The 24,103-nt window shown below is 61.4% G+C and carries 16 protein-coding genes and 5 pseudogenes; 12 read left to right on the forward strand and 9 right to left on the reverse strand.

Annotated features, from left to right (window positions below):
- Positions 1-227: 227 nt before the first annotated feature.
- On the reverse strand, positions 228-512 hold the full coding sequence (locus G9E11_RS15320; protein ID WP_190607239.1) for a hypothetical protein: 285 nt from the start codon (positions 510-512) through the stop codon (positions 228-230).
- 359 nt (positions 513-871) lie between these two features.
- A complete protein-coding gene (locus G9E11_RS15325) occupies positions 872-1,129 on the reverse strand; it encodes a hypothetical protein (RefSeq protein WP_190607241.1) in 258 nt (85 codons plus the stop codon).
- 121 nt (positions 1,130-1,250) lie between these two features.
- Here G9E11_RS15325 and G9E11_RS15330 point away from each other — a divergent pair, with 121 nt between their 5' ends.
- The 3 genes from G9E11_RS15330 to G9E11_RS21400 all read left to right on the forward strand — a co-directional run bounded on the left by G9E11_RS15330 (position 1,251) and on the right by G9E11_RS21400 (position 4,154).
- Positions 1,251-1,529, forward strand: coding sequence for a hypothetical protein (locus G9E11_RS15330; RefSeq protein ID WP_190607243.1), 279 nt, complete (start codon positions 1,251-1,253; stop codon positions 1,527-1,529).
- Between the two features lie 157 nt (positions 1,530-1,686).
- Positions 1,687-2,070 carry a hypothetical protein gene (locus G9E11_RS15335; RefSeq protein ID WP_190607245.1) on the forward strand — a complete coding sequence of 128 codons (384 nt, stop codon included), beginning with the start codon at positions 1,687-1,689 and terminating at the stop codon, positions 2,068-2,070.
- A 1,952-nt stretch (positions 2,071-4,022) separates the two neighbouring features.
- Positions 4,023-4,154, forward strand: coding sequence for a hypothetical protein (locus tag G9E11_RS21400; protein WP_284691190.1), 132 nt, complete (start codon positions 4,023-4,025; stop codon positions 4,152-4,154).
- A gap of 332 nt (positions 4,155-4,486) precedes the next feature.
- On the opposite strand, the gene G9E11_RS15340 is transcribed toward G9E11_RS21400, so the two are convergent.
- Positions 4,487-5,389, reverse strand: coding sequence for a hypothetical protein (locus tag G9E11_RS15340; protein WP_190607247.1), 903 nt, complete (start codon positions 5,387-5,389; stop codon positions 4,487-4,489).
- Between the two features lie 338 nt (positions 5,390-5,727).
- Here G9E11_RS15340 and G9E11_RS15345 point away from each other — a divergent pair, with 338 nt between their 5' ends.
- On the forward strand, positions 5,728-5,865 hold the full coding sequence (locus G9E11_RS15345; protein ID WP_190607249.1) for a hypothetical protein: 138 nt from the start codon (positions 5,728-5,730) through the stop codon (positions 5,863-5,865).
- A gap of 305 nt (positions 5,866-6,170) precedes the next feature.
- On the opposite strand, the gene G9E11_RS15350 is transcribed toward G9E11_RS15345, so the two are convergent.
- Positions 6,171-6,416 carry a hypothetical protein gene (locus tag G9E11_RS15350; RefSeq protein ID WP_190607251.1) on the reverse strand — a complete coding sequence of 82 codons (246 nt, stop codon included), beginning with the start codon at positions 6,414-6,416 and terminating at the stop codon, positions 6,171-6,173.
- Positions 6,417-6,686: 270 nt separating this feature from the next.
- A complete protein-coding gene (locus tag G9E11_RS15355) occupies positions 6,687-7,007 on the reverse strand; it encodes a hypothetical protein (RefSeq protein WP_190607253.1) in 321 nt (106 codons plus the stop codon).
- 53 nt (positions 7,008-7,060) lie between these two features.
- On the opposite strand from G9E11_RS15355, the gene G9E11_RS15360 reads away from it, so the two are divergent.
- The 3 genes from G9E11_RS15360 to G9E11_RS15370 are packed head-to-tail and all read left to right on the forward strand — an operon-like array spanning position 7,061 to position 9,570.
- On the forward strand, positions 7,061-7,381 hold the full coding sequence (locus G9E11_RS15360) for a hypothetical protein (protein ID WP_190607256.1): 321 nt from the start codon (positions 7,061-7,063) through the stop codon (positions 7,379-7,381).
- 40 nt (positions 7,382-7,421) lie between these two features.
- A complete protein-coding gene (locus G9E11_RS15365) occupies positions 7,422-9,215 on the forward strand; it encodes a hypothetical protein (protein ID WP_190607259.1) in 1,794 nt (597 codons plus the stop codon).
- 25 nt (positions 9,216-9,240) lie between these two features.
- Positions 9,241-9,570, forward strand: coding sequence for a hypothetical protein (locus G9E11_RS15370; protein WP_190607261.1), 330 nt, complete (start codon positions 9,241-9,243; stop codon positions 9,568-9,570).
- Positions 9,571-9,612: 42 nt separating this feature from the next.
- Here the strand turns inward: G9E11_RS15370 and G9E11_RS20825 are convergent.
- Positions 9,613-9,962, reverse strand: a pseudogene (locus G9E11_RS20825) (IS3 family transposase); the annotation flags it as partial.
- Positions 9,963-10,212: 250 nt separating this feature from the next.
- Here G9E11_RS20825 and G9E11_RS15375 point away from each other — a divergent pair.
- A pseudogene (locus G9E11_RS15375) lies at positions 10,213-11,255 on the forward strand (IS110 family RNA-guided transposase).
- A 20-nt stretch (positions 11,256-11,275) separates the two neighbouring features.
- Here G9E11_RS15375 and G9E11_RS15380 read toward each other — a convergent pair.
- A pseudogene (locus G9E11_RS15380) lies at positions 11,276-11,555 on the reverse strand (transposase); the annotation flags it as partial.
- A gap of 418 nt (positions 11,556-11,973) precedes the next feature.
- Here G9E11_RS15380 and G9E11_RS15385 point away from each other — a divergent pair.
- Positions 11,974-12,702 (forward strand): fibronectin type III domain-containing protein, encoded by a 729-nt coding sequence (locus tag G9E11_RS15385; RefSeq protein WP_190607263.1) that lies wholly within the window; start codon positions 11,974-11,976, stop codon positions 12,700-12,702.
- Positions 12,703-13,324: 622 nt separating this feature from the next.
- Here the strand turns inward: G9E11_RS15385 and G9E11_RS15390 are convergent.
- A pseudogene (locus G9E11_RS15390) lies at positions 13,325-14,535 on the reverse strand (ISL3 family transposase).
- A gap of 736 nt (positions 14,536-15,271) precedes the next feature.
- Between G9E11_RS15390 and G9E11_RS15395 the strand changes: the two are divergent.
- Together G9E11_RS15395 and G9E11_RS21690 are read left to right on the forward strand one after the other, a co-directional pair.
- A complete protein-coding gene (locus tag G9E11_RS15395) occupies positions 15,272-16,300 on the forward strand; it encodes a S66 family peptidase (RefSeq protein ID WP_311764386.1) in 1,029 nt (342 codons plus the stop codon).
- A 545-nt stretch (positions 16,301-16,845) separates the two neighbouring features.
- Positions 16,846-17,127 (forward strand): annotated as a pseudogene (locus tag G9E11_RS21690) (IS982 family transposase); the annotation flags it as partial.
- A gap of 279 nt (positions 17,128-17,406) precedes the next feature.
- On the opposite strand, the gene G9E11_RS15400 reads toward G9E11_RS21690, so the two are convergent.
- Entirely contained in the window at positions 17,407-18,495 is a 1,089-nt protein-coding gene (locus G9E11_RS15400) for a GNAT family N-acetyltransferase (protein ID WP_190607269.1), read from the reverse strand.
- Positions 18,496-19,318: 823 nt separating this feature from the next.
- Here G9E11_RS15400 and G9E11_RS15405 point away from each other — a divergent pair.
- Complete coding sequence (locus tag G9E11_RS15405; RefSeq protein ID WP_190607272.1) at positions 19,319-23,614, forward strand: nSTAND1 domain-containing NTPase; 4,296 nt, start codon at positions 19,319-19,321, stop codon at positions 23,612-23,614.
- Positions 23,615-24,103: the final 489 nt, after the last annotated feature.

Below are 24,103 nucleotides of genomic sequence, written 5' to 3' on the forward strand. Positions count from 1 at the left end.
AGTCGTGATCGACCCCATCGTGGCGTTGAAGAGAGCATCATCCAGCCGGCCCCCGATGACAAGGCTGATGGCGAAGCCCGTGCCCCAACAGAGGACAAGAGCCACCGCAATCACTAAAACGGGGTGTTCACTGCCCCACTTCCTCATGGGCCAATACTAGGCGAGAGGGCAGATTCCCTGAACGAGCCCGTTGCAGGGTAGCACTACCCGAACAGCTATCCCAGGTTCTACTCGGGGACTGTGAATAAGGTCTTCGGGTCGTCGGCGCCGAGCCGGTCCCGATGGAACACGCTCCCATCCACCGGCTGGGTGTCCACGAACAGGACCGCCACGGTCCGGGAGTGAACCACCGTGTACCGGGTGAGGTCTTCCACCCATGAATGGATCCCAGTGAACTCCTCGACGTTGAACCCGTCGCCGAGCAGTCCCCGCTCCTCGAGCAGGCCGTAGACAAGATTCCAGGCGAGACCCATCAGTTCGTGGATCGCCGCCTCAACAGTTGGAGCTGTCATGTCTCCATGCTCCTCCTGGGATCCGACAGGATTGGGACCAAGACGGCGTGTTGCCGAACTCCTCAGAGGTTCTTTGACGCCGATCAGAAGCGGCAGTCGTAGCTCTCCCTGATGGCCAGAGCGGTCAATCTCCAGCCGGCAATGATCTCGCAAGGTCGCTTCCGGGGATGCCCTGCCTACGCGGCGAATCATGTCCACTTGACGCGGCCATCCGGTCCGCGTAGTCGATCGGTGCCGGATCTTCTCGGCCGGAAGGTCAGGCAGCTCAGGATGAATGATGAACTCCGCCATGGGGCCAGTGTGCCACGGGGCCGGATAAATCGACTCCCGCGCCCGGAGGCCCCAGGTGTCTCACCGCTTCAATTCGCGTCACGCATGATGCCAGCTATGCCCCGGGCCCGATCCAGACGGTTCTGGTAGTAGGCGGCGGTCAGAATGCTGAAGACGGAGATGGCCATGGACCCCCAGGCGCTCAGCGGAACGCGGTTTTCGGCCTCATACTCGGAGATGGTCAGGGCCGCGTTGCCGAGGTTGATGATGGCGAAGAAGATCATCAACGAGCGGGCGTAGCTAAGGTCGCTCATGCTGAGGGCCTTGCTTTTGAACCACCTGGCCATGCCGTGACTGTAGCAGCCGGAGCGAGATTCACGGACGGACGGCAGGGCTCGGCGGAGGAAGTCGGCAGCGGCCGTACTCCCCTTCTTGGTGACACGTTGTCCGCGGTTGTAGGCTCCGAGCATGCCAGAGGGTCAGAAGCGCCCAGTACGGCGCATGACGAGAGGCGGATTCCGCTTCCAGTTGTTCATGTGGGCCTTTGTCACCCTGAACCCGATATGGCAACTGGCGTCCCGCCCGGATGAGCCGTGGACCGGGTTTTACGTCCTGATGGTCGCAATGCTGGTTGTTTCCGCTGCCGCCTTCGCATATTTGCTTTATGTGCGCCACCGGGACGGTCATTTCTGGGACGAGGAAGAAGCCCGTCGGGCGGACTGGGACCGCCGAGGCAGGCAGCTTTAGAGGGCGGCAAGGAACCAGGATGCGACAGGTTCAGTTCCGAAGCGCCGGCGAAAGAGAGCCGTTCTGGCCGGGCGTAATGCGCAGTTCCAGTGTTTGTTGGGAAACTCCAACCGGAACGGCTTAGGGTGAGCTGCACACCGGATCTTGGATGCGGACCATGAACTTTTTACGCGGGATGATGGCACTGCCGCAGCCAGTGAAAGGCTGTCTCCTCGCATACCTGATCGTTTTTGCAGTTGCCTTTGTCGCGATCCCCATCACCGCCCTCACGGGGCGGGGCCAAATGAACCACGCGGTTCTATGGATCGTGGCTGCCTTAGGCGCCAGCGCCGTCGTTCTTGGCGTAGTGCTGGCCACCGATCTCCGCGGCTCGGCGCGCGCCTACGCGACCCTGCTCAAAGACTTCAAACCCATGGGCGTGGATTACTCGAAGTCGATCTTCGCCACGCCCAAGTTCGTCCGGTTCTTTGGCGCAATGTTCGCCCTGGTCGGGATCTGGTTCATCGTCGCTTCGACGTTCTTCGCCTCAAGCTTCTCCTGAGCTGCCGACTCGGCCCATGCCTCGCACGCTACGGCAGCACCGTCGTTCAGCATCGCGGCGACTTCCGTATGTGCCGGTCGTTGAGCGCAGCCGCCCTCAGCCCCGCCGGTCACATAGTTTGCTGGCGGTCCTTCGGGTGGTCACGCAAAGCGGCCGCAATAGTCCGGACGGCCACCGGGTTCTGCATCCAGGACCGCCCTGACCGTGTGCAGCCATGGAGGTTGAGCACCCCCGATTGCTTCGCCGCCTCGCTCAGCTCGGCCCACGCCCCGCGCAGCTCCTCCGACCGCTTAGCGGACAGCGCCGCCTGCTCCGGTGACAGCGTCCCGGATTGTCCGACCGCCAGTGTCTGTCCCCTGACAGCATCTGCCGGAGATTTGCGCTGAAAGAAACTCCCAAAGCCCATTCCCGGTGTCCTTTCTGCGCATGATCCCCCAGAACACAATACCAACGCCCTGCCTGTCGCCCCCTTCAAGAATCAATCGGTCCCGCAGGCGACGATCGAAGCCGAATGGTCATAGACTCGCGAAAGGAGCACCAGGACCCGCGAATACAGTCGGCTACGCTCCGAAGTCACGGCTTGCCTGAACGCCCACGACCTGCTCGGCGTCCTGGACCTCGGGGCGCCGGACGACGAGTACGAGTTGGAAGTCGAGGACTTCACGCGTCTGATAGCCAAGGGCGAGCCCATCACTCCGGAGGTTGTGGCCGCAGTCTGGCACAAATGGTTCGGAGAACAGTCCGAGGAGCCAGGTCCGCCCAGGACTCGCATGGCAGCCCTGGCCGCTGACCTGGTGGCCACCCAGCGGAATCAGTCCAGGTAGTAGGCCTCCCACAGTGAGCACCGGCCGAGCTCGGCGATGCGGCGGCCAAGGCCGCCAAGAGTGGAACCGCCAAGTGAACCGCTATGCCATCGGCCCGCAGACGAACGCTCCTCTCATCTGGATCGTGCCGGTAACACCGACCTTCGGCCGCTCACCATTCCGTCATGCAGACATCCGAAAGGCCGGCAACGAATGGACATGAAAGACCAGCGAGGCAGAACCCACACCTCGGGACATCAACAAAAATCAACAGCATCATGCGGTAGACGCCGAAGGTAACCATGAACAGGCAACGACGCGAAAACCAATGTAAGGATGAAAGGCGGCGTGAGCTTCATGAGCCAAATGCACGGCAATGCCGGCTCTCAGTCGGCCACGGTAATGCGCCCCAGAGCATCTGCGGGAGTCCGCCGGAACCGATTCCCGAACAGCTGGGCACAAGTCATGCCGCACTCCCCCGGACCCACCATGAAAAAGCAGAACAGCCACCGAACCCAGAAGGAGAAGCTTGTGCACACCCAACGGCCAAGAAAAGAAACCCGATCAGAAATTATCCCAGGTCATGTTGCCCCAGCCAGTCACGCCCATGAACAGGTAACAAGCACCAAGACCACCGGCCAGGGAAGGAAGGAGCCAACAGGCCAAACCACCGGTCACCAATGAAAAAGGCCCCCGAAGGGGCCCTTCACAACACAAATTGTCCACATTCAGAGGCTAAAAAGCCCCTGAACAGGGAAAACACGTGCCCGAGATGGGACTCGAACCAGCCGCTCCCCCTAAAAATCCGCCACTCCCCAGAAAACCTGGCCAGTCCGGCCCAGTCCGAGGCCGGTACAACCGAATCCGAAGCCCAGGGTGTGGACACTGTCCACACCCTCTTTTGTGAGCACATTGAGCCGCAACCCATACGAGTGTGACGGTCCTTTTGCGGCGCTGGGAATCCCTCTCCACCACCAGCTGCCGCGCAGGCCAACTGCGAGACGACGTTCCCGGGCTCAGCCGGAAGCCGATTCACGAAATGCACCGAACAGTAATGTGCGGACCAAGCCGAGGACTAAGTTTCATTGAACCTCATAGCGTTGCGGCCTCCCTTTGAACATCTCATGGGCGCAGACAGTAGAAGAGAGCATGACCAAGACTTCGCTCCAGAGAGCACAGAACATCCATCAAGCCAGGGCCATCCAGCACGACGAAATCCCAATTATCGGCGTTGCACCAAAAGCTTATCTGACGAAAAAAGGGCGTGTATTGCAGCAGTAGGTTCATGGGGTAATGGTGACCTCGCGGATGCAATCGTTGCCGCTACACGTCTGGGAATCGGACTGCTTCACCGCGGGACGTCGAACTGCGCGCCCGGACACCAGAACCATACGCACTCTCCGAGGAATACAGTGGCGGAGCCGCCCACCTACTCTCCGACTCTGCCCTCCCGCACCGATAGCAGACGCGCAGCCGACGATTGATATGTCAGTTAGCTCCCTATGGCGCTCGCATATACATCTACCAGCTTCCTTCCGGCGCGGTTCGGGCGAGCTGCCCGCCGGAAGCTGAAAGGTTCGTCCTTACGCCAGTCCCATTCACCTAGCCACGATCTAGGTCCTTGTAGTAACGAGTCGCTCCGCAAATCCGGCAGCAAATGCCGCAATTAGTAGGTAGGCGGCGTTTGTACTGCTGGAGCCGTCGATCACTTGCGACCCAAGCCACACCAGAAGACCGGAGATTGCCCCGACTGGAACGCGTGAAAGTGAAGCCGTGTGAGATTCCAAAAGATGCGGTATACGAGAACTATTCATTAAAACGGCTCGTTGTGAAGCACTAATTACCGCGCCGGCAGTTCCCATGCCGCAGGCGGCCAAAAGGACCCATACTTGGGCAGCCGATGTTTGGGCAAGATTTGCGCCATGGCTCACCACCAGGGCTGTAACAGCCCCTGCCGAAATTGCACCGAGCACGAAGAGTCGCCGCATGTGAATGCGACGGAACCTCAGTAATCTGTAGTCGGTCGCAAAACTTTCATTTCGCAAATGAGTCGCGTAACGGAGAGCGAGTCGTTGCGTTTCGAGCGGCGACGAGGGGCCAGACAACCTCCTCCGCAACGGCGTCCATGGGTTGATGGTGACCCGCGTCTTCTCTTCAGGGGCTAGTCCCCCCGGAACAACTTGTTGCAGCAAATCCTGGATTGCCTTGCGGCGCCACTCACTGAACTTGCCGCTGTGCTCAACCTCGGCGCTGAGTTCTTTAGCCGCAAACACCACGGCTTCTGGCGACATCCCCATAACGGCGCGCTCACGTGCCCGGTAAAGATGCTCCCAGGCCGCGTCTATCTGCCGCATTCGAACCAGAGCAGTGGCCCTTTCGAGATGCGCTTGCGCCGCTTCGTACCACCCCGCCGCCTTGTCATGGCCAGTGTCGGCCAACTCTGAGCGCATATCTTCAATCGCCTCATTCAGGCGAGCAAGTTGCGGAGATGGTCCCCACAGCGCGTCCCAAAACATGTCACCATACTCCACCTAAACTGCGGGAGAATATAGGTGAGGGCACGAATTTGGCTATCTGTCAGCATTGTCTTCTACACCCATCTCGGCGTTCTCCATTTCATGCGCAAAGCAAGTCGGCGCAACCATTTCGCGACCAGTTCAAGGAGAGCCACGAGACGCGGCACTCCACAGCGAGTTCATCTCGACAGCGCTGGCCCCGGGAGAAGCCTTTTGGCCACGTCCGATTGTAGGTTAACGGAACGTCGATTATCGGCGTTGCGAAATGGCCTGGGAGACGAGCCCCAGGAATTCTGCCAGAACTTCCCCAGCCGTTCGTTGCGCCTAGGATGAGCCCCATGACATCTGATGATGAAAAGGATCCTCCTGTACCCGCCGATCTGGTTGATGCCCCGAAGCGCATCCACCACGATCAGGTTGCAGAAGAGCACGACCGACCCGACCACACGCCCCTCGCAGACGAGCCGAACGACTGAGGCAGAGAAGTCAGCCAGCCCTTTCAGACTCACACTCCAGAAAGGGCGTTCGAGCCGGTCCAGATTCGCGGCGCTGTCCCAGGGAGCTCCCCTCTGCTCCCAACTCCAGCCGTGGATAACCCCTAATTGCCCCCGGTCATGGCCAGCCCGTGCCGCTGGTTCCGACCGCCGTTTAGGAAACAAGGGGGAACGCCCGGGCCCGGACAGCCTGACGGAATCGCCAGCATCGGCGGTCCACAGCGGGAGTCGGGAGGCCAGGATTCTGCGCTGGTAGTTATTTGCACGTCAGCTCTGCTGACGGTCACTTAGAGCCGCCTCCGGGATGGCCGCTGGTCGAGGAGCCGATCGTGTTGGGGCAGGCTGTGCCGCTGCATCGCGCCGTAGGAGGACTGCCTGGATGATGGCGCCCAGGGCGGCGGGGTAGATGCCGGAGAAGACGCCGGCGCGCTGGTTCCGCCGAAGGTGCCGCCGAAGCCGATTCCGCCAAGTGACGCACCGATCCAGACTACCGGCAGCCAGGTTTCGGGGACGCCGAAAAGGACCAGGATCATTCCCGTAGGATGAGGCTTGCCCCGATGAGGGTGCTGCGCCGTGCGGGGTGCCGGGCGAAGACGAAGCCCGCAACCAGGCCACCGTCCAAACCAAAGTGGAGCGGAGCACGGCCGGCGAGAGCCCGAGGAAGAGGGCCGGGAACATCCACCCTGCGATCTGCACCGGGACGCCTGCGAAGAAATCACCCCGGATGTGGGCCGGGAAACCAAGGCGCGGAGTGAGCGAGCGTAGCGCCCCGGGTCGCTGCACAGCCGTATCGGCAGTGAAGCTCACAATAGGATGCCCAGGACCATGACCGCTGTCAGGATGCCGAAGATGAGGGTGTTCGCGTCCGGGGTGAATTGGACAGCTGCCCCGGTCATCAGGGCGCAGATCCCCAAGTCGCCTGCCACGGAGGCTCCGGCCAGCCCCTCGGCGAGCTTTTTTCGGTGGGCGGGTGCGTGCTCGGCGATGGCTGCGCTGAACGCGCTGGTCGCCAGACCGATCTCCGCGGGAGCCCTGATCCTGCTGGCCACGCTGCTGTTCATCCGCAACGCCGCCGGGCTGCTTATCATCCTGGCCTGCGAGGCGGTCTCCTGGACGCTGGTCATGCTCCTGCCGCGCGAATTCGCCGGCCACGTCACGTTCGCCCTCGGACTCGCTCTTGGTCGGCTCCGTCCGCGACCTGTCAACGATCACCACAGCGCACATCTACCGCCGGGACAGGCTGGACACCTCCGACGCCTACCTGCTGTTTCGCCGCACCATGGCCCCCTCCCCCGTGTGGCTGCCGCTGTTCAGTGCAACCATCGGCTGGGCCTGGCTGTCCGCGTACGGCTCGTTCCGGCACCTCATTGCGGCGGCCGTCGGCTCGGCCCGCCTCTTTTCAGGGCAGGAACCAAGGTCCATCATTAGCTATGGCTTTGGGGATAGGCCGCTTTCGATTCAACCGAAACGGGAAAAGACGGCCAGCAGACTCCGATGATGGTCGGCCACCTGACCATGTCGTTGTCTTCGTTCACGGCATGGGAAAAGCGTTGAAGGGCGGCACGCTGCAGGAGTGGTCGCAGCCGCTCATGCAGAGCCTCTTCGACCTCTCGGTTGATGTAGTTGGGGACAAGGATGATCCACCTCTCATCATCGAAAAAGCACACGCTGTAGGTGAAGCGCCGGAGGCCTGGGTCAACGTACTCCGTGGATACAGACACGATGGAAAGCCGGACTACGTCCGATACCTCCTGACGGAGGCCTCCTGGGGTTCCGACTTCACTCCGGCAACGGCAACCTCGACCTATTGGTGGGCGCTGCTCACTGCCGGACGCGTATACGACAGGGCGCTGGAACTCCTCTGGTGGAACCTCTATGCGGGTTCCCGGATCGGCCTCTTGTGGTTCCTGAAACGGTGCACGCAGATAACCGTCTACACGGTGGCCGCCGTCGGCGGGCTCATGCTCGTTGCAGCAGCGCTGGCTTTACTGCTGGTGCTTGTCATCCTGGCCCAAATCCCCGGCCCACCACGGATCTGGCTGGGACAACTCGTGACCTTGTTCGCCGACTTCCTCGGCGACCCCCAAGTCTGGAAACGCAAGCCCCTGCAGGCGGCAGCCATGCGACAGAGAGTCAGCGACACCCTGCTCCGTTGGGACCACGCATCCGGGGTCGATGTAACCGTTGTCGCCCACAGCCAAGGCGCCGCGGTAGCGGGTCAGTTGCTCTTCCAGAACAAAGACCGGGCACACGCGACAAACTTCGTGAGCGTCGGCAGTGGCCTCAGCATTCTGGGGTACGCCGAATGGGGCGGCTCCACCGATGACCCCGTCCAGGACTGGCTGGACAACGCACCCCGGACCCGCTGGATTGACGTGTGGGGGAAATTCGATTTCGTTCCTGCCGGCCCCATTGGCACAAAGGCCACGGGTGATGATCCCGTGTTCAAGAAGATCTTCGACCCCGAGAGCCCAGGCGACCCAGGGTTCGGCCCTGAGGAGCACCCTGTCTATAACCGGTCCGCGCTCATCAAGGACCACACCGTCTATTCGAAGAACCGCGTCGAAGTGATCGATCCGCTCGCCCGGCTGATCCTGCTTCCGGTCCCGCCAGAAGGCAAGGTCCAATTCGGACCCCCTCCGGACGACAAACGCCTGCGGCCACACCGGGTCATGGTCAAAAGCCTCGGCGTGACGAGGCTGTTGGCCGCCATATCCGGCGGCCTCTGCGCCCCCGCGGTTCTGTCCTGGCTGGGATCGAACCAGTGGGCACGGGCCGCCGTCCAGTGCGGCCCAGCTAATGCCGGGCAGGACCCCTGGTCGTCGTCATGGCTTTGCTCAGGAGCCAGATACAGCTGGACACTCCAGCCGTCACCGGACTGGTGGGTGCTTGGTCTCATGTCGCTGGCACTGGCCGGGGCGCTGATCAGGCTGCTTAACGGTCTTGTCTGGGAATTCCTCCACGGGATGCTGGAGCGCCGTCGCAAACCGCCCCGCAGGAAGATCGACAAGGGGGCACACAAGCTCACCAGCTTCCTGCGCAGGGCCATTGGCTTGCCGGCTCGAAAGAATATAGATCAGAGGGTCGGAAACCCCGCCCGGTATCCATGGCTGAAGGCTTTCACGTACCTAGCCATCGCTTTCATCCTCGCCGTGGCTGTTCCCATTGCCGTAGCACGCCCCGAGACCCTGTGGCTGATCGTTTACGCCGTTTCCGCAGGTCTGTGGATTCTTTGCTTCACCGACACGGACATGCAGCCGCTGGAGGCACGCAGGCCGACGGACGCGCAGAAGGTCCCTTCGCGTGGCGCACGCGCCGCGGCAGTCGGCTAGACCGGGACGCCAGCAAAGTTGGGCCATGGCTTTGGAACCAATCATCCCGGATGGCATGCGCCTCGGGTCATCAGGAAGCAGTGCCGACGCCGTGAAGGGGCATCTGTTCTTCGAGGGGAAATCCGGCATCCGGGGGCATGCTGACTGGGTTGAGGTGGATGATTCCACAATAGATCCTACGGTGGTCGCTGCTGCCCTTTTGACTGCCGTTGCGGCTGGCGGGGCGGGCTACCGCAAATTCGGCCCGCCCGTCGAGAGCTGGTTCAAGGATGACGTGGCTCCGGCGGTGAAGTCCACCTGGGGCCGAGTCACCCGACGCCGTCCGGCGGACCCCCAACCGGACGCATCCGAGTAAGCGTACGAACGGGACTGCCCCGGCTTTTGTTGACTCGGGGTCTTAGGCCGCTGTCAGCGCGGTCCGGTTGATTGTTTCATATTCGATGGGCGTGAGCTTTCCCAGCCCTCGTTGCCGGCGCCGGCGGTGGTAGGTCCTTTCGATCCAGGTTGTGATGGCGAGCCGCAGTTCCTGCCTGCTTGCATTGTCGGCGCACGCGCCGACCCTTCCCCGTCGTCGTGGATATCCAGGGCGGCGTTGATCAGGTGCGCATCCGCCCAGCCCCGTTTCGTCACCGGGCTTGCTCTCCACCGGTAATAGCCTTGCTTGCTGAATTTCAACACCCTGCAGGTCACCGCCACGGGGACACCGTCGGCGGCAAGATCCGTGACCAGCAGGTAGATCTGTAATGGTCAGTGGCCGGCCGGAGACTGGCTGGCAGGCTGGTCCCGGAGGACAGTGTGTGACTCAGGGTATATCCGACCCGCTCGTGCGGTGTCTTGAAAATGACTCGTCCGCGCCCGTTCCCCGGGCACTGGTCTGCCCGCACGGATGATCTGATCAGAAGACTGTCCGCCCTTGGTGTGACCCGTTACAGATGCGTCTCCGAGCGACCCCAGACAGGCCGTGCGACCTGTTCAGATCAATAGAAGGAGAACGCACATGGCGATCATTGCCGAAGAATTCGAGTTCGTCGCCGGAGTGGATACCCACGCCCGCACCCACACACCTTCACCGCGGTTCACGCCTCAACCGGTGCCGTGGTCGACACCGCCGCATTCCCAGCCACCTCCTCGGGGATGGACCGTGCGATCACCTGGATCCGGCGACGTACAGGCAAGGAAAGGGTTTTCGCGGCCGTCGAGGGTACGTCCTCTTACGGTGCCCGGCTCACCCAGGTCTTGCTTACCGCCGGCGTAGAGGTGGGCGAGGTCAGACCGCCGACACGCTCGTCACGGTCACTCACCGGCAAATCTGATCCGATCGATGCCGAAGCCGCTGCCCGGTCCGTCCTCGGACGCCAGCGCGATCAGGTGATGGAGCCGCGCGCTGCAGGAACAAGGGCCGCGATCAGGATTCTGCTTGCCTCCCGGTCCCTGCTGGATCACCAACGCACGGCGAACCGCAACGCCCTCACAGCCCTGCTCCGCGGCACCGATCTCGGGATCGACACCCGGGCATCCCTGCGGGATGCACAGATCCAGCCTGGCGGAGCTCAAACAGCGCCGACCCTGTGGTGCGTATCGCCCGCGCCGAGGCCAAGCGCCTGGCACTGGCCGTCAAAGACTTCACCGGCCAGCTCGCCGAAAACCACAAGGCCTTGGCCCAACTCACCGAAGAACTGGCTCCCGGACTGCAAACCACTCCCGGAGTCGGCCCGGTGACAGCGGCCATCATCATCTGCGCCTACTCCCACCACGGCCGGATCCGGTCAGAGGCAGCCTTCGCCGCCCTCGGTGGCGTTGCACCACGCGCCTGCATCTTCCGGCAACACCACCAGACATCGGCTCAACCGAACCGGCGACCGCCAGCTCAACCGCGCCTTCGACGTCATCGTCCGCACCCGCATGAGCTTTGATACCGCGACAAAGGAGTACGTGACGCGCACCCGGGCAACAGGGAAATCAAACCGCGAGATCCGCCGCAACCTCAAACGCTATGTCTGCCGCGCCATCTTCCGCCACCTCCAGACCATCATGGCTTGACACAACCCATAGAAGAGTCATTTTGGGTTGATGTCCCTGGCCAAATAAGCAGCGGCCCGGCGCAGAATCTCGTTCTCCCGCTCCAACAAGCGGTTCCGCTTCTTCAGCTCCCGCACCTCGGCCAACTCCACCGCTGCCGGCCCGGCCCCGGATTCTTTACGTTCGGCGATGGCAATCCAACGCTTCAGCGTCGTGACCGAGAGCCCGAAATCCTTCTCAATTTGCGCCAGCGGCGCCTCGCCCTTGCGGGCCAACATCAATGACATCCTGTCGGAACTCCGCCCCATACGGCGTGGGCATGGTCAACATCCTTCCACGAGCACAAGCTCGCTGGGTCAAGGAGTCAACAAAACCGGGGGCAGTCCCATAGCCGTAGCAGATGAGGCCAACTTGATGATTGGTTGTCGTGAGGCCAGACAGACCGCCCTTAGCAGAGGTGACGGGCGAGTCATCCGTGCTCACCGATGTGTTCAGTTGTGCCATGCAGGTTTCGCAGATCGCGGCTTCGGAGGGTCCGCACCGACTCTCCGACAGGGCCATAGTTGTTCCACGACGGCCCCAACAGCAGTGCTAGCACGGAAGCCCGAAACTCCGGACAAGAGCAACATTGAGATACCGGTTTTGACAAACGGTGACTGCAAATCAGACCCGTCACGAAAGACCGTACTTACATACATCGGCTGAAAGAGCAGCCATAACCTAAACAAAGGAAAAACAAATGCTGCATGAAAAATCGCGCCGCCTGGTAACTGCTGGGATTATTGCCGCGAGCCTCATCTCTGCTACCCCGCCCGCTCACGCCGCACCCGCGGGACGTTCGTCAACTGGGCCTGAGGTCGGCCACATTCAGTCCGATCCCCCGGATCGTTTACGAGCTTCTCACATTACAGGCAACAGGATCAACATAACGTTTGTGGATGGATCGACCAACGAAAACTACTTTTTTGTCGACTACCGTGTTCGAAACGGAGACTGGCACGGTTTGTGGCAAGCACCCACCCAATCCAAGAAATCAATGGGCCTACAATATTCGATCTATCAGTCAGTCTCACGCAACACCATCTATTGTTACCGCGCAGGAACCCTACAATGGAAGGGCTTCCGTTTAATAAAGTCAGTCACCGGCACTTATTGCGCCACGCCCGCTGCCCCTAGCAAGCCAGCGAATTCGCGGCTCACGAACATCGGCTCCACAAGTGTAAACATCAAGTTCGATCGGAGTTCAAAATGGGAGTGGGGCTACTACCTGTGGGCCAAACGTGCCGGCGCCAACTCGCCCTGGGAATACAAGGGGTCCCTGGTGGTGCAGACCACAAAGGAAACCTACACCATGACGGCGAACGGCCTAAGGCCCAACCGCTATTACACGTTCATGGTTGAGCCGTACAACCATTTTGGCAGAGGTCCCGCCTCGGACCAAGTCAGTGCTACAACCGCCTCCCGATAGGACCCAACTGCACAGGGACTGTTAGAACCCGGTCTCAGGCGTGCTGAACTGCCGCCGTTTGGACTCGTCGGTAAAGTCTAGGCCTCGAGGACCTGAGCGTGGTACCGCACCGCGCCCAGGCCCGACGGCCGGGCCGGACGATATCACCGGACCGGGATCAACCTATCACCGGTCCGTTTAACTTTTCGAACCATGTGACACGTGGCAAGAAATGTCGACGACAATTCCGACAAGCCTTTACTCAAGACCGAAAACCGCTACGAGGTTCATCTTTTCCCAGTTGCATCCTTGCGAAGTGATCTTGAACAAGTCGAAGCGCGGGACGACGAGCCTCACGTCTTCTAGCATTCGACTCGATTACCAGCAGTTGTCACTGGGCCGCGGACATCGTCGATCGAGCGACAGCTACATCAATGTGGTGCTGACCGGGAGCTCTTAACGACGTAATACCGAATCAGCGACGTGGCGGTGCTGGCACTCAAGCCGCAGGCCTTGGGTCATGACTAGTGTGGTCTCCAGAAAAAGAAGTCCAGCCTCGAAGCCGCACCTCGACAATGAAGCCCCGTGCCGATAGCGATGTCCAAAAGGAAGCGAAACCTCGCTAATCGGTCAGTAATCAGGCTCATCGCATTTGAGGGTGTAATCGAGGCCTGAATCCGCCGGTCTCGTGGAGTGACCGGGCGATGTAGTTGGCCAGGTTGCGGAAGCCGAGGGCGGAGCCGCGGAGGTGTTCGAGCCGACCGTTGAGTGCTTCTGGGGGTCCGTTGCTGGTGCCGGGCCGGTCGAAGTACGCGAGCACGTCCCCGGCCCGGCGTTTCAGCGTCCGGCCCAGCGTGATGACCTCGGTCAGGGCGGCGGGAACGCCGGCGCTGATCGCGTCGATGAGCTCTTGCATGAGCTTCCTCCGGAGGCCGTCGGGTTCGCGATAGGCGGCGATGACGCGCTGGTAGATGCCCCAGGTCGCTTCGACTTCGGCATGGTCGTCCGCGGTGAACAGGGTCTCCAGCCTGTCCTTCTGTTTGTCGGTGAGCAGATCGTGTCCGGTGTGCAGGGTCCGGCGGGCGGTGTAGAGCGGGGCCCCGGACCTTCCGCGGTGCCCAACGGTCTGCTGCTGAACGCGCTGGCGGCACCGGTCAAGGGACGCCGGCAAGCCGGACGACGTGGAAAGGGTCCATGACCTCGACCGCGTCGGGGAGCTCTTCCGCGGCTGCGGTCTTGAACCCGGTGAACCCGTCCATCGCAACGACTTCAATTCCGTCCCGCCAGGCCTTCGGCCGCTCGGCGAGCGGTGACGTACTTGTCCCCGCGCCGGGTGTGCCGCCAGACATGCTCATCAACGCCGATCACGGAGACCCCGTTGAACCGGGCCGGATCCTCAATCAACACCCGCTTGCCCTCGGCAAGGATCGCGCTGTTCGCGTTATACCAAGACACGCCCAAGCCCTCCGCCACGCGGGCGACAGTGAGGTGCTGGCACACAATGCCCTCCAGCGCCCAGCGCAGCCCGCCGCGGGAGATCTTCGCCCGCGGATGGGCGGCTTTGGCGATGTCCTGCCGCCACACGCGACCGCACCCTGTGCACTTGTAACGCCGGACCCGCACCGGCAGCGTCGTCGGTCGCCAGCCCAATGGTTCGTGCGCGAGTGGCCGTGTGACCGTACCGCGGGCGATGCCCTGCGCACCACACGAACGGCACCAGTCATCCGGATCAACGGCACGGCATTCCAATACCGCCCGGCCAGGGGCGAGGAGCTGGCCGGCAGCTTCGAGCCCAAGTTCATCGAGCCGGCAGAACGTAGTCAGGTCAGGAGGCAGGAAGGTAGCGTGGGACACGTCGAGGTCTTCCGGATGGGCAGTGTAGGAACTTCCATCATCGGAAGACCTCGACCCTACCCGGGAACCGACGCGCCGACCCCGGCTACACCCTCAAATGCGATGAGCCCGCAATCACAACCAACGTTGCCGCGCCGTTTCGCATAACCAATGCCGCAAAACCTAATTAGAGTAAATGTCGCAGCAGGATCTAGCGACTAGGAAATCCCCCAACACTCTCCCGCAGGATAACCTTCCGTGCCGCAATCGCTTTGCACTCCAGCGGCTCAGCTACAGCCCAAAACGGTGAGGCAGCCAGAGGGCGGCGGTCGCCGTCGGCGAGGCCCTCATACAACGGCACAGTCCTGGACAATTAGCTCTCTGCCGTTTGGAATAGGGCCTACCCAATGACAGGGATCGAAATGGACGCATCGGCCCATGGCCACGAGGGCAACACCCGCGGGCCGCTACGCTGCCGAATGGAGATACGACAACCGCGTTCAATGGCAACTCCCAACACATACAAGTCAAGATCACCGCGCCATAAGCCCGGCTACCACCGGGGTACTCACCATCGAAGCATGGATGCGACCAGGCACGCTCAGGTTCCCGCAGAGTGCCGGCACGGGCTATGTGCACCATTTCGTGGGCTTGGCGTCTGGCGTAGCTGCCTCAGCGGGCCTGGACGTGGTTGAATTGATGAGTGCCACAGTCGGCGGCCTTCGTGCCCCTTCCTAAGCTTGCACCGGGTGATCGAGTGGCTGTTCTGTCCCCGTCGTTTGCAGCGCCCGGGTTCGCGCCGGCTATTCATGAGCGCGCTATGCAGCGGCTCTTCTCCGTGACGGGGCTCGTGCCCGTGGAGTATGCGACGACCCGCACCCTGGGGGCGTCGGCTCAGGAACGCGCCGCCGACGTAAACGCTGCGTTCGCTGACCCCAGCATCCGAGCCATCTTCACAACCGTGGGCGGCGACGACCAGATTACCGTCGTGACTCACCTCAATGGCGAACTTGCACGCTCGGACCCGAAGCCATTCTTCGGCTATAGCGACAACACCAATATTCTCAACTGGTTATGGTCTCTAAGCATCCCAGGATATTACGGCGGGTCAACTCAAGTGCACATCGGACCGGGCCCCCATATCGACGAGGTTCACCTGACCTCACTACACGCTGCCCTCTTCGAAGATACCCGTCTGAATATTTTCGATCCAGGTGAGTCAGAAGATTTTGGAGCGGACTGGCGTTCGCCCAGCGCTCTGACGAATTTCGGTTCCCGTGAGCGCAGTGAGCCTTGGCTGTGGGCGGGACCAAGGCGTATAGCAGAAGGCGGCACTTGGGGCGGGTGCTTCGAGGTCATAGACCAGCTTGCGCTTGCGGACCGACTGCCTCCGCTCGAGCGCCTTCAGGGCAAAATCCTCCTTCTCGAAGCAAGCGAAGAGATTCCACCGGCAGTGCAGATCAGGAGGTGGGTACGAGGTCTCGGGGAAAGGGGTGTCCTCGCTGCTGTTGACGGAGTCATGGTCGCGCGACCTCCAGTGAGCAACCATGGGGTTGTGCCGTCTCCGCACGATCGCGAACAGCTCCGGACGAGTCATTACGAGGCAGTAATTAGTGAGATTGCGCGCTACAACGATGATGCCGTCGTCTGCCTCGGGGTCCCTTTCGGGCACACTCGTCCTCAGTGGATCTTGCCCTATGGCGGGGGCATTCGGCTAGACGGTCATGCGCGGGTCGTTACCGCCGACTACAACCCGGGTGCACCGTCCAGCTCAACAATCTGTTGAGGTTGGCTAAGGCTCACAGTGTAGCTTTCACGTCCTCAGTGGACAGGACCTTCAGCCGGGCGAAAGCGTCGGCCCCGCCGCTGCCTCCTAAGCTCATCCTCGATAGTGGGGTGAGCCTAGTTACTGTCGGCAAAACGATGAGCGGGCCCCTACAGGCCCTGTTGGCCCAGCTTTTAGACACGCTTCCGCTTACTTGGAGCACTTACGCGCCGGAACCGGACCTTGTGGTAGAGCTCTTCATTACCCACGGCGTTCCAGTGGGTATATTGCCTGGGGGGACCTATCCGGCTTGTATCTCTTAAGCACCCTCCTGTTGAGGTGGGGTGGTCGTCGCGGTTGCCGGGAAGGAACAACCCACGTACGCAGAACTCCTCGCAGAACTGCCGCTCGCAGAGTGCGATGACCGGGACAGGGCTCGCCTCCATTCGCTGAAAACTTTGCCCAGTCGGATGGTTCCGGGACTTCGATTTAGACGCACCAGAACATCAACCACCAGCACCGAAAGCTCCGAGAAAATATCCTGAGATCGGCCCGTCGCTACGTCGCGCTTCCAAAGGTTCATCACAGAGGACCTCGGCGCCACGCTGGTCCGTCCCGACCGCAAGGACGAGAAACCTTGCTTCGGCCGGTTCGGGGGACCGCCATTGGATCGGATCCGTCTTCGACACCCTCAAAGGTCAGCTCGACCTCGAATATCAGGGAGGACGCACCGTCGAGACGTCCACGCCCGCTTCGGCTCCAGACGCCTCACACTCGCTGCCGGGATCCGGTACGACTGGCATACCAAAATGCGCCGCAAACGCTCGCTGACCACCTACGAGCACTAAAACCCCAGGAATCGATGGGAATGGCGAAGTGCACCGGACCGGGCGGGGATAACGCCAGCCCGATCGCGGGTTCCTCCAACTGCTGGACACACAGCTGCAAGTGCTGGGCCCGGACCACCCGGCACCCTCGCCACCCGACATCAATTGATGTCTGGACCAGGGACGACACCGGCGATCACCGCGATCCGTGAGCTGCAGGGGCAGTACGGCCATCTTCGACATCCGATGAACAGCTGTTCGACTCGCACTTCACCTGCCTCCACGGCTATGTATGGCCTGTCACCCGCGCCGCTGCCACTCGCCGCTGTACCCGGCGGGCCGGAACCCCAGCGCCACGTTGATAGCCAGCATATGTTCGTTCTCCGCCGCGTTGAACGTCAGGATCCGTTCAACCGACGGACGTTCAGCCTCCAACCGCCGCAGATTCAGTATCTTGACCAGCATGCCGAGCCGGTTGCCGCGATGGGCCCTGGCAACCAATGTGTCGTCCTGCACCGCTAACCAGGGTTTTGATGCGGAGTACTGCAGGACCGAGTAAGCGGCCAGCTCGCCACTTGGCTTGTGCCGCGCCACGGAGACCAGAGACTCCATGCCGGACTGCTCCCACTCATTCTCGACGTGCCGGACACGCTTGGCGTCCCAAACCTGCGGGTCGAAGTGGAGATCCCCTGCCGGGGTGTCGGTGCTCATCCGGGACATGAGAACGGCCATCTGATCGATGTATTCGTCGGGGCAGCGGTCCGTCCAGCTGAGGAGGTCATAGCAGTTCCCGGCGATCGGGCCTGCCTTCTGCTCCAAGGCATCCAGCTTTCCATCCGGCACGGGAAAATCCAGGGCGCTGAACTGGGTGACCTGTTCCAGCGTGTAGCCGGCGGCCAGTGCGAACTTCACCGCACGGGAATCCGCGGGCACACCGCCGGTGCCTGTTGCCGGCTTCAGGATGTCGGGTCCGTGGGGATCAAAGCTGGCGGCATGTTCGGTGGAACTCTGCAGTGTAGTACGGCTGTGGCCGGCGGCGAATTCCTCCGCATGCCGCAGGAGCATCTGCCCGATTCCCCTACCCGTGAACTCATTCAGAACGTCAACCCGGACCATCGCAACGTGGAGGTTCTCCGCCAGCGGCAGACCGATACTCGATCTGGCCACCATGCGCCCATCGAGGCGGACGTAGTAGAACCGCGCCTGCTTGTAGTCGTCGTCCCGCCATGATTCAAGGCGTGCTTCGCGGGGATTGGCCAGGTCAAGGTTCCCCCACGTTTCCAGTATCAGGGCGTCGCTGAGTTCGCTGAACTCCAGGAAATCTTTGGCCTCCGGCGAGTCGGTCGAGGACGGCAGGACCAGAGGTTCTATGCGGAAAGACGGCGCCATGGGATCAGCCTCGCGAGACGGGGCGGTCTTCGACCGCAGGCACCGGTGGGACTTGGTTGCTGTTGTTATGAACACAGCGTTGCTCCTCATCAGGGACGTGAACGGTTTGTTGTTTTGCAGAGCCGCGCCGAACTTGTCTCCGTGCAGTACCCACTGCCGTTTATTGCAGTGGTGGTTCCGCTTACGGGGCGTTCGATACACAGGGCTTCTTCTCTCGGAGCCGCCCTTCAAGTCTGCGGCTGCGCGTACGCTGTCCGCTTCCGTGCCACCACTGCTGTCGCCGCTGTCCGTTGGGAAGCCCGCTTCTCGGCCGCTCGGGCGCCTGGATACGAATCGGAAGCCCGGCATTCGTTCAGCCTTTGTGCCCACAGAGGTGAAAATCATGATGGGCGCCGCTCGCATTGATCACCCACTTCGATCGTTATTTCGCCGAACCTCTTTGTAGTCCCACCACAAAACGACGCCTTGCGCAGACCAACCGACTAGTTCCGCGCCAGCTTCAGCAGCTGTACGTTGATATTGGCCCCTGAATCGGTGGGCCGTTTCACCAAGGACGGTGGAACGGTGACGAGGACGAGAGCCAAATCGTAGATCGTAGATGGAACGAAAGCAGCTGAGGCTACGGTCGAGATGGACAGGTACATCTAAGAATTACTCGGATCCGAACGCAGTGGGCCCGCCTCCCACGGTGGCCAAAGGGTTTCAAAAGTGAAGGCAAGCGATCAGCCGGTATCTCGATTGAATTTCGACCGCTATGTGTAAGTCTTTTTAACTATTGATTTGGAAGAGCTGTGGATCCCCGTAGTAACCCCATGGAGCCAACATGTCTCGTATTTTCCTGAGTCACTCGAGCAGGGACACCCGTCAGGCGATCGCCTTGAAACGCTGGCTGGCGGATCAAGACCCGGCCTTGGCCCAAGAGATCTTTCTGGATCTCGATCCAGTGACCGGTATAGCCCCTGGCGAACGGTGGAAGGAGGCGTTGCTGCGGGCCAACGAACGATGCGAGGCCGTGATCTGCCTGCTTTCGGCCGCTTGGGAGGATTCTCGCGAGTGCGTAGCCGAGTACCGGACCGCAGAAAATCTCGGCAAGCTGATCCTCTGCGCCCGCCTGGAGCCACTGCAGGACACAGAAATCACAGACGAGTGGCAGCGCTGCGACCTGTTTGGTCCCGGAGCCACAACTGGGGTCACCGTCAACGACAACGGCGGCCCGGTGGTCTTCCTCACAGAGGGCCTGCAACGACTTCGGCAGGGTCTGCTGCGGGCAGGGATCGGTGCCGAGTTTTTCCCCTGGCCACCGCCACAGGACCCGCAGCGTGCACCTTACAGGGGGTGGGAACCCTTGGAGGAGGCCGATGCAGCGGTGTTCTTTGGCCGGGACGGGCAAATAGTTCGAGGTCTCGATACGCTGCGCGCGATGCGTGGTGCAGGTGTCGAATCCATGTTCGTCATCCTTGGACCCTCGGGTGCTGGCAAATCCTCTTTCCTGCGAGCGGGCCTACTGCCCCGGTTACGGCGGGACGACCGGCAGTTCGTTGTCTTAGACATCATCCGCCCCGAGCGAAACCCGCTCACCGGGGATAGAGGCCTAGCCTGTTCGATACATGCCTTGCGCAGCAGCCTGGGTCTACGTACCCCCGCCTTAGGCGAAATCAAACGCGCTTGTATCGAGGAGGACATCGAACGGCTGATTGGGTGGCTGACCGAAGCCCGGCAGACTGCCGCAGGCCGACTGCTGGGGCTGCCGTCAGCCACGCCCCCACCGACGCTGGTTTTGCCGTTGGACCAAGCGGAAGAGCTCTTCAACACCGACGCCGGTCCAGAGGCCTCCCGGTTCCTGTCCCTATTCGGCCGGCTACTGGAGCATAAGGCAGGGACCGTCCCGGCATTGATCGCGGCAGGGACAATCCGCGCGGATCTCTACGAGGCGTTGCAGACCGCCCCGGCGTTGGCGAGTGTGAAAAGCATTCTTTTCGATGAACTTAAGCCAATGCCTATCGCCCGGTTTAGGGAGGTCATTATCGGACCCGCCGCTCGTGCCACCGCGGCGGGGAAGCCCTTAGAGATAGAGCCGGCTCTGGTAGACCAGCTCCTGGCCGAGAGCGGGAAGGGAGCGGACACACTTCCATTACTCGCACTGACGTTGGGCCGCCTTTACCGCGATTATGCCGCCGATGGGCATTTGACGCTGTCTGATTATGACCGGATGGGCGGAATGATGCGTGTGGTTCAGAACGAGGTTGACAGTCTATTGGCTTCCGCCCCGGACCAGCGGCGACAGCAGCTGCAACTGCTTCGTTCCGTGTTCATCCCCTGGCTCGCAACGGTCAACGTGGACAACGACCAGCCCGTGCGCCGCATCGCACGTCTCTCCGACCTGCCAGAGGAAGCCGGCTATTTGATCAATGCGATGGTTCAGAAGCGCTTGCTCGTTCGCGACACGCGAGGTGGGGAGATACTGATCGAGGTCTCGCTTGAGAGTCTCCTTCGTCAGTGGGAGGACTTAGTCGACTGGTTGGCGGACGAGCGGGAGGACCTCAAGACAGCCGATATCCTCGAACGGGCGGCTACGGCTTGGAGACACAGTGGTCACAACGACGCCTGGTTGCTCGAAGGCGTGCGGCTGGCGGGAGCCGAGCGGTTGGCCGCAAAACCTGGGTTCAGCCAACGACTCCACCCGATCCGTGATTTCCTGCAGGCCTCCAGGCACCGTGAGGAGAGCAGGGCTGAGGCGGAAAAGCAGCGGCAGCTGGCTGAACTTCGAGTCGCACGGGAACAGCGGGAAGCAGCAGAAGCCTATGCATTGGTACTGCGGAAACGCTCCCGGGTACTCAAGGCTGTGGTAGCCGCCGCACTTGTCACAGCCTTGGTCGCAGCGGCCGCCTTCCTTCAGGCTTCTGCTGCACAGCGGGCGGCCACCGAACGCACGCGCGAGGCTATTGCCCGACGGCTGGTCGCGGAAGCACAAGCGTTGTTAGCCGGGGATCACCCAGGAGATGACGTGCAGGGGCTGAAACAAATCCTCGCCGCCCATGCTATTGCGCCCACGGCGGAGGGGGAAAACAGCATGCTCAACGCGTTATTCGCTCAGGAAGACCTGGAACGGATCATCGAAACGAAGGTGGTCATCAATTGCCTCGCGATCAGCCCGGACGGGGCGCGAATGGCGTACGGCAGCGACACAGGCACGGTGGGCTTACTGGATGTGGCAGATGGAAAGCGACGGGCTGAGGCAGTGGGCGCGCACATGGACAGTGTCGGTGCCGCCACTCCAGGGCCAGGAGAAGTCAAGGCGGTGGCCTTCAGCCCTGACGGACGCATGTTCGCCTCCGGCGGCATCGATGGCAAAATCCGCAGATGGGACGGTCTTAGCGGGGAGCCAATCGGCGAAGCAATTACAGCACACAAGGAAGGAGTGGGGGTCGTAGGGTTCAGTCCCGACGGCAAGACAATAGTCTCCGGGGGCACGGGCCCGGGTATTAACGGGGCACTTCGCCGGTGGAACGCGAAGACCGGCCAGCCGATCGGCGACACGAACACAACAACCGACTACGGTGAGATTTACCCCGTGGCATTAAGCCCAGACGGCCGAACGATTCTCACCAGTAATTTGGCACCCCGCCTATGGGACGCTCGGACTGGCAAGCCGGTCGGACATCCCATCGACTCTTCAGGGATCCGACCCGAAGACCAGGGCCCGATGGCCTTTAGCCTCGACCGAAGAATGATGGCCATTGGCGGTCACACCGGCAATGTGCGCCGCTGGGATGTTAGAACTGGCAAACCAATTGGTGGCCCGATGATTGGTCACCGCGGTCCGGTGGCCGATCTTGCATTCAGCCCGGACGGACGCACGATCGCCTCCAGGGATGAGGACGGAACGGTGCGTAGATGGGACGCTGGCGATGGAAGACTTATTGGCGAACCGGTGATCGCAGGCAAAGGGCCAGTAATTAGTCCGGCGGCCAGCCTGACCTTTAGCCCCGACGGGCAACGACTCCTAGTCGGCAGTAGTGACGGTACGATTCGATTGTTCAAATCTGGCAGACGGCGGCCCCCCACTACCTCCAAGTTCAATCTCACTGATCCAGTGCAAGGTGCAGGCGTCAGCCCCGACGGCCGAACCATCGTTTCTGCAGAGGAATTTACGATAACCCGTTGGAATGCAGAGACCGGCGCCAGGATCGGCGAGCCGGTCCCCGCGCAAGACATGGTGTTCAAGGTAACGTTCAGCCCGGACGGTAAGAGATTCGCCACCATCGGTATAGGCGGTGTGAGGCTCTGGGACACTGGCACCGGCGCCCCAGTGGGCAAGTCGCTACCGCTACCTTACATATCCGATTCGGCGGCCAACATCGTCGACGCAGCGATAAACGCCGATCGAACCATCATCATTGCCGGACTTTCATATAATACGATCCTACGGTGGGACGCACGCACCGGTGACCCAATCGGTAAACCGATTGGCGAGTCAATCCTTGGCGACGAAAAGCAGCTAGCGTGTCTGGCTCTTAGTCCGGATGGCCGGGTCATCATCGCTGGCACTAAAGATGGTCTTATACGCCGCTGGGATGCGGGCTCGGGTCAGGCCATAGACAAACCGATCACCGCGGGCAAGGACGAGGTCAAAGACGTGGCGTTCAGCCCGGATGGCCGGAAGTTCGCGAGCGGCGGCGCAGACGGCACGGTGCGACTCTTTGACGCCTCCACCGGCGTCCCAATCGGTGAGCCTTCCACCGGACACCAAGGACCCGTAACGAGCGTTTCGTTCAGCCCCGATGGTAACCAAGTCATTTCGGGCGGCTACGACGACACACTGCGTTGGTGGGACGCCAACACCGGCAAGGGCACCGGCTTCCCAATCGCGCTCCGAGGACAGGGGGGTTTTCTAAGCAGTGTCTCGCTCAGTAACGACGGCCTGTTCATCACCGTCATTACTGTCGACAAGACCGTCCACCGATTCCCGGTCCCGGCGGCTTGGGAGCGTGAACTGTGCGCGAAGCTCACCGCGAACATCAGCCGGGAAAAATGGGGTGAATGGGTAGCACCGGACATCGAATACACGGAAATCTGTCCCGGCCTCAACGTACCGTCCGATGTGCACGCCACACGATGAAGAGCGCTCTAGCCAAGTCATTCAGCTTCGCTCGTACATCCCCGTTCGCGTGCCATACACCGCCCTGAATGCCGCTGCAGCAGGTCCACGTGGGGCGAATTATTCAGAGAAGGCTTGAAGGCGCCTGTATCTACCGCTGACTCAAGGCGTCAGGGGCCGTAGTCAGTCCCAGGACATTTGGCGGTGAGCATTACCGGTCCACCCTCGCTGGGTGCGCGAAAAGCCGCGGAACCTCCAAACAAAGAGCCAGTCCAGCTCCCGAGTACGGCCGTGCGCTTCCCCAGGGGCTCGTTCTACCGTGCTGGCACGGATGCCGCAGGCCCCAAGCAGACGCAGACTAGGAATGCGGCGTCAGAAAAGGTGCTCCCAGCACCGATCGCCACGCTAAGAGTGTCCTAGGGTGGGACCGTTTTCTGTCCGGGCACTCATCGCAGAATAAGTACGCCGCACCGTTCACATAACCACGGTCATAAACACCCCATTGGAGTG

The sequence above is a fragment of the Arthrobacter ipis genome (genome assembly GCF_014694315.1).
GTDB lineage: Bacteria > Actinomycetota > Actinomycetes > Actinomycetales > Micrococcaceae > Arthrobacter > Arthrobacter ipis.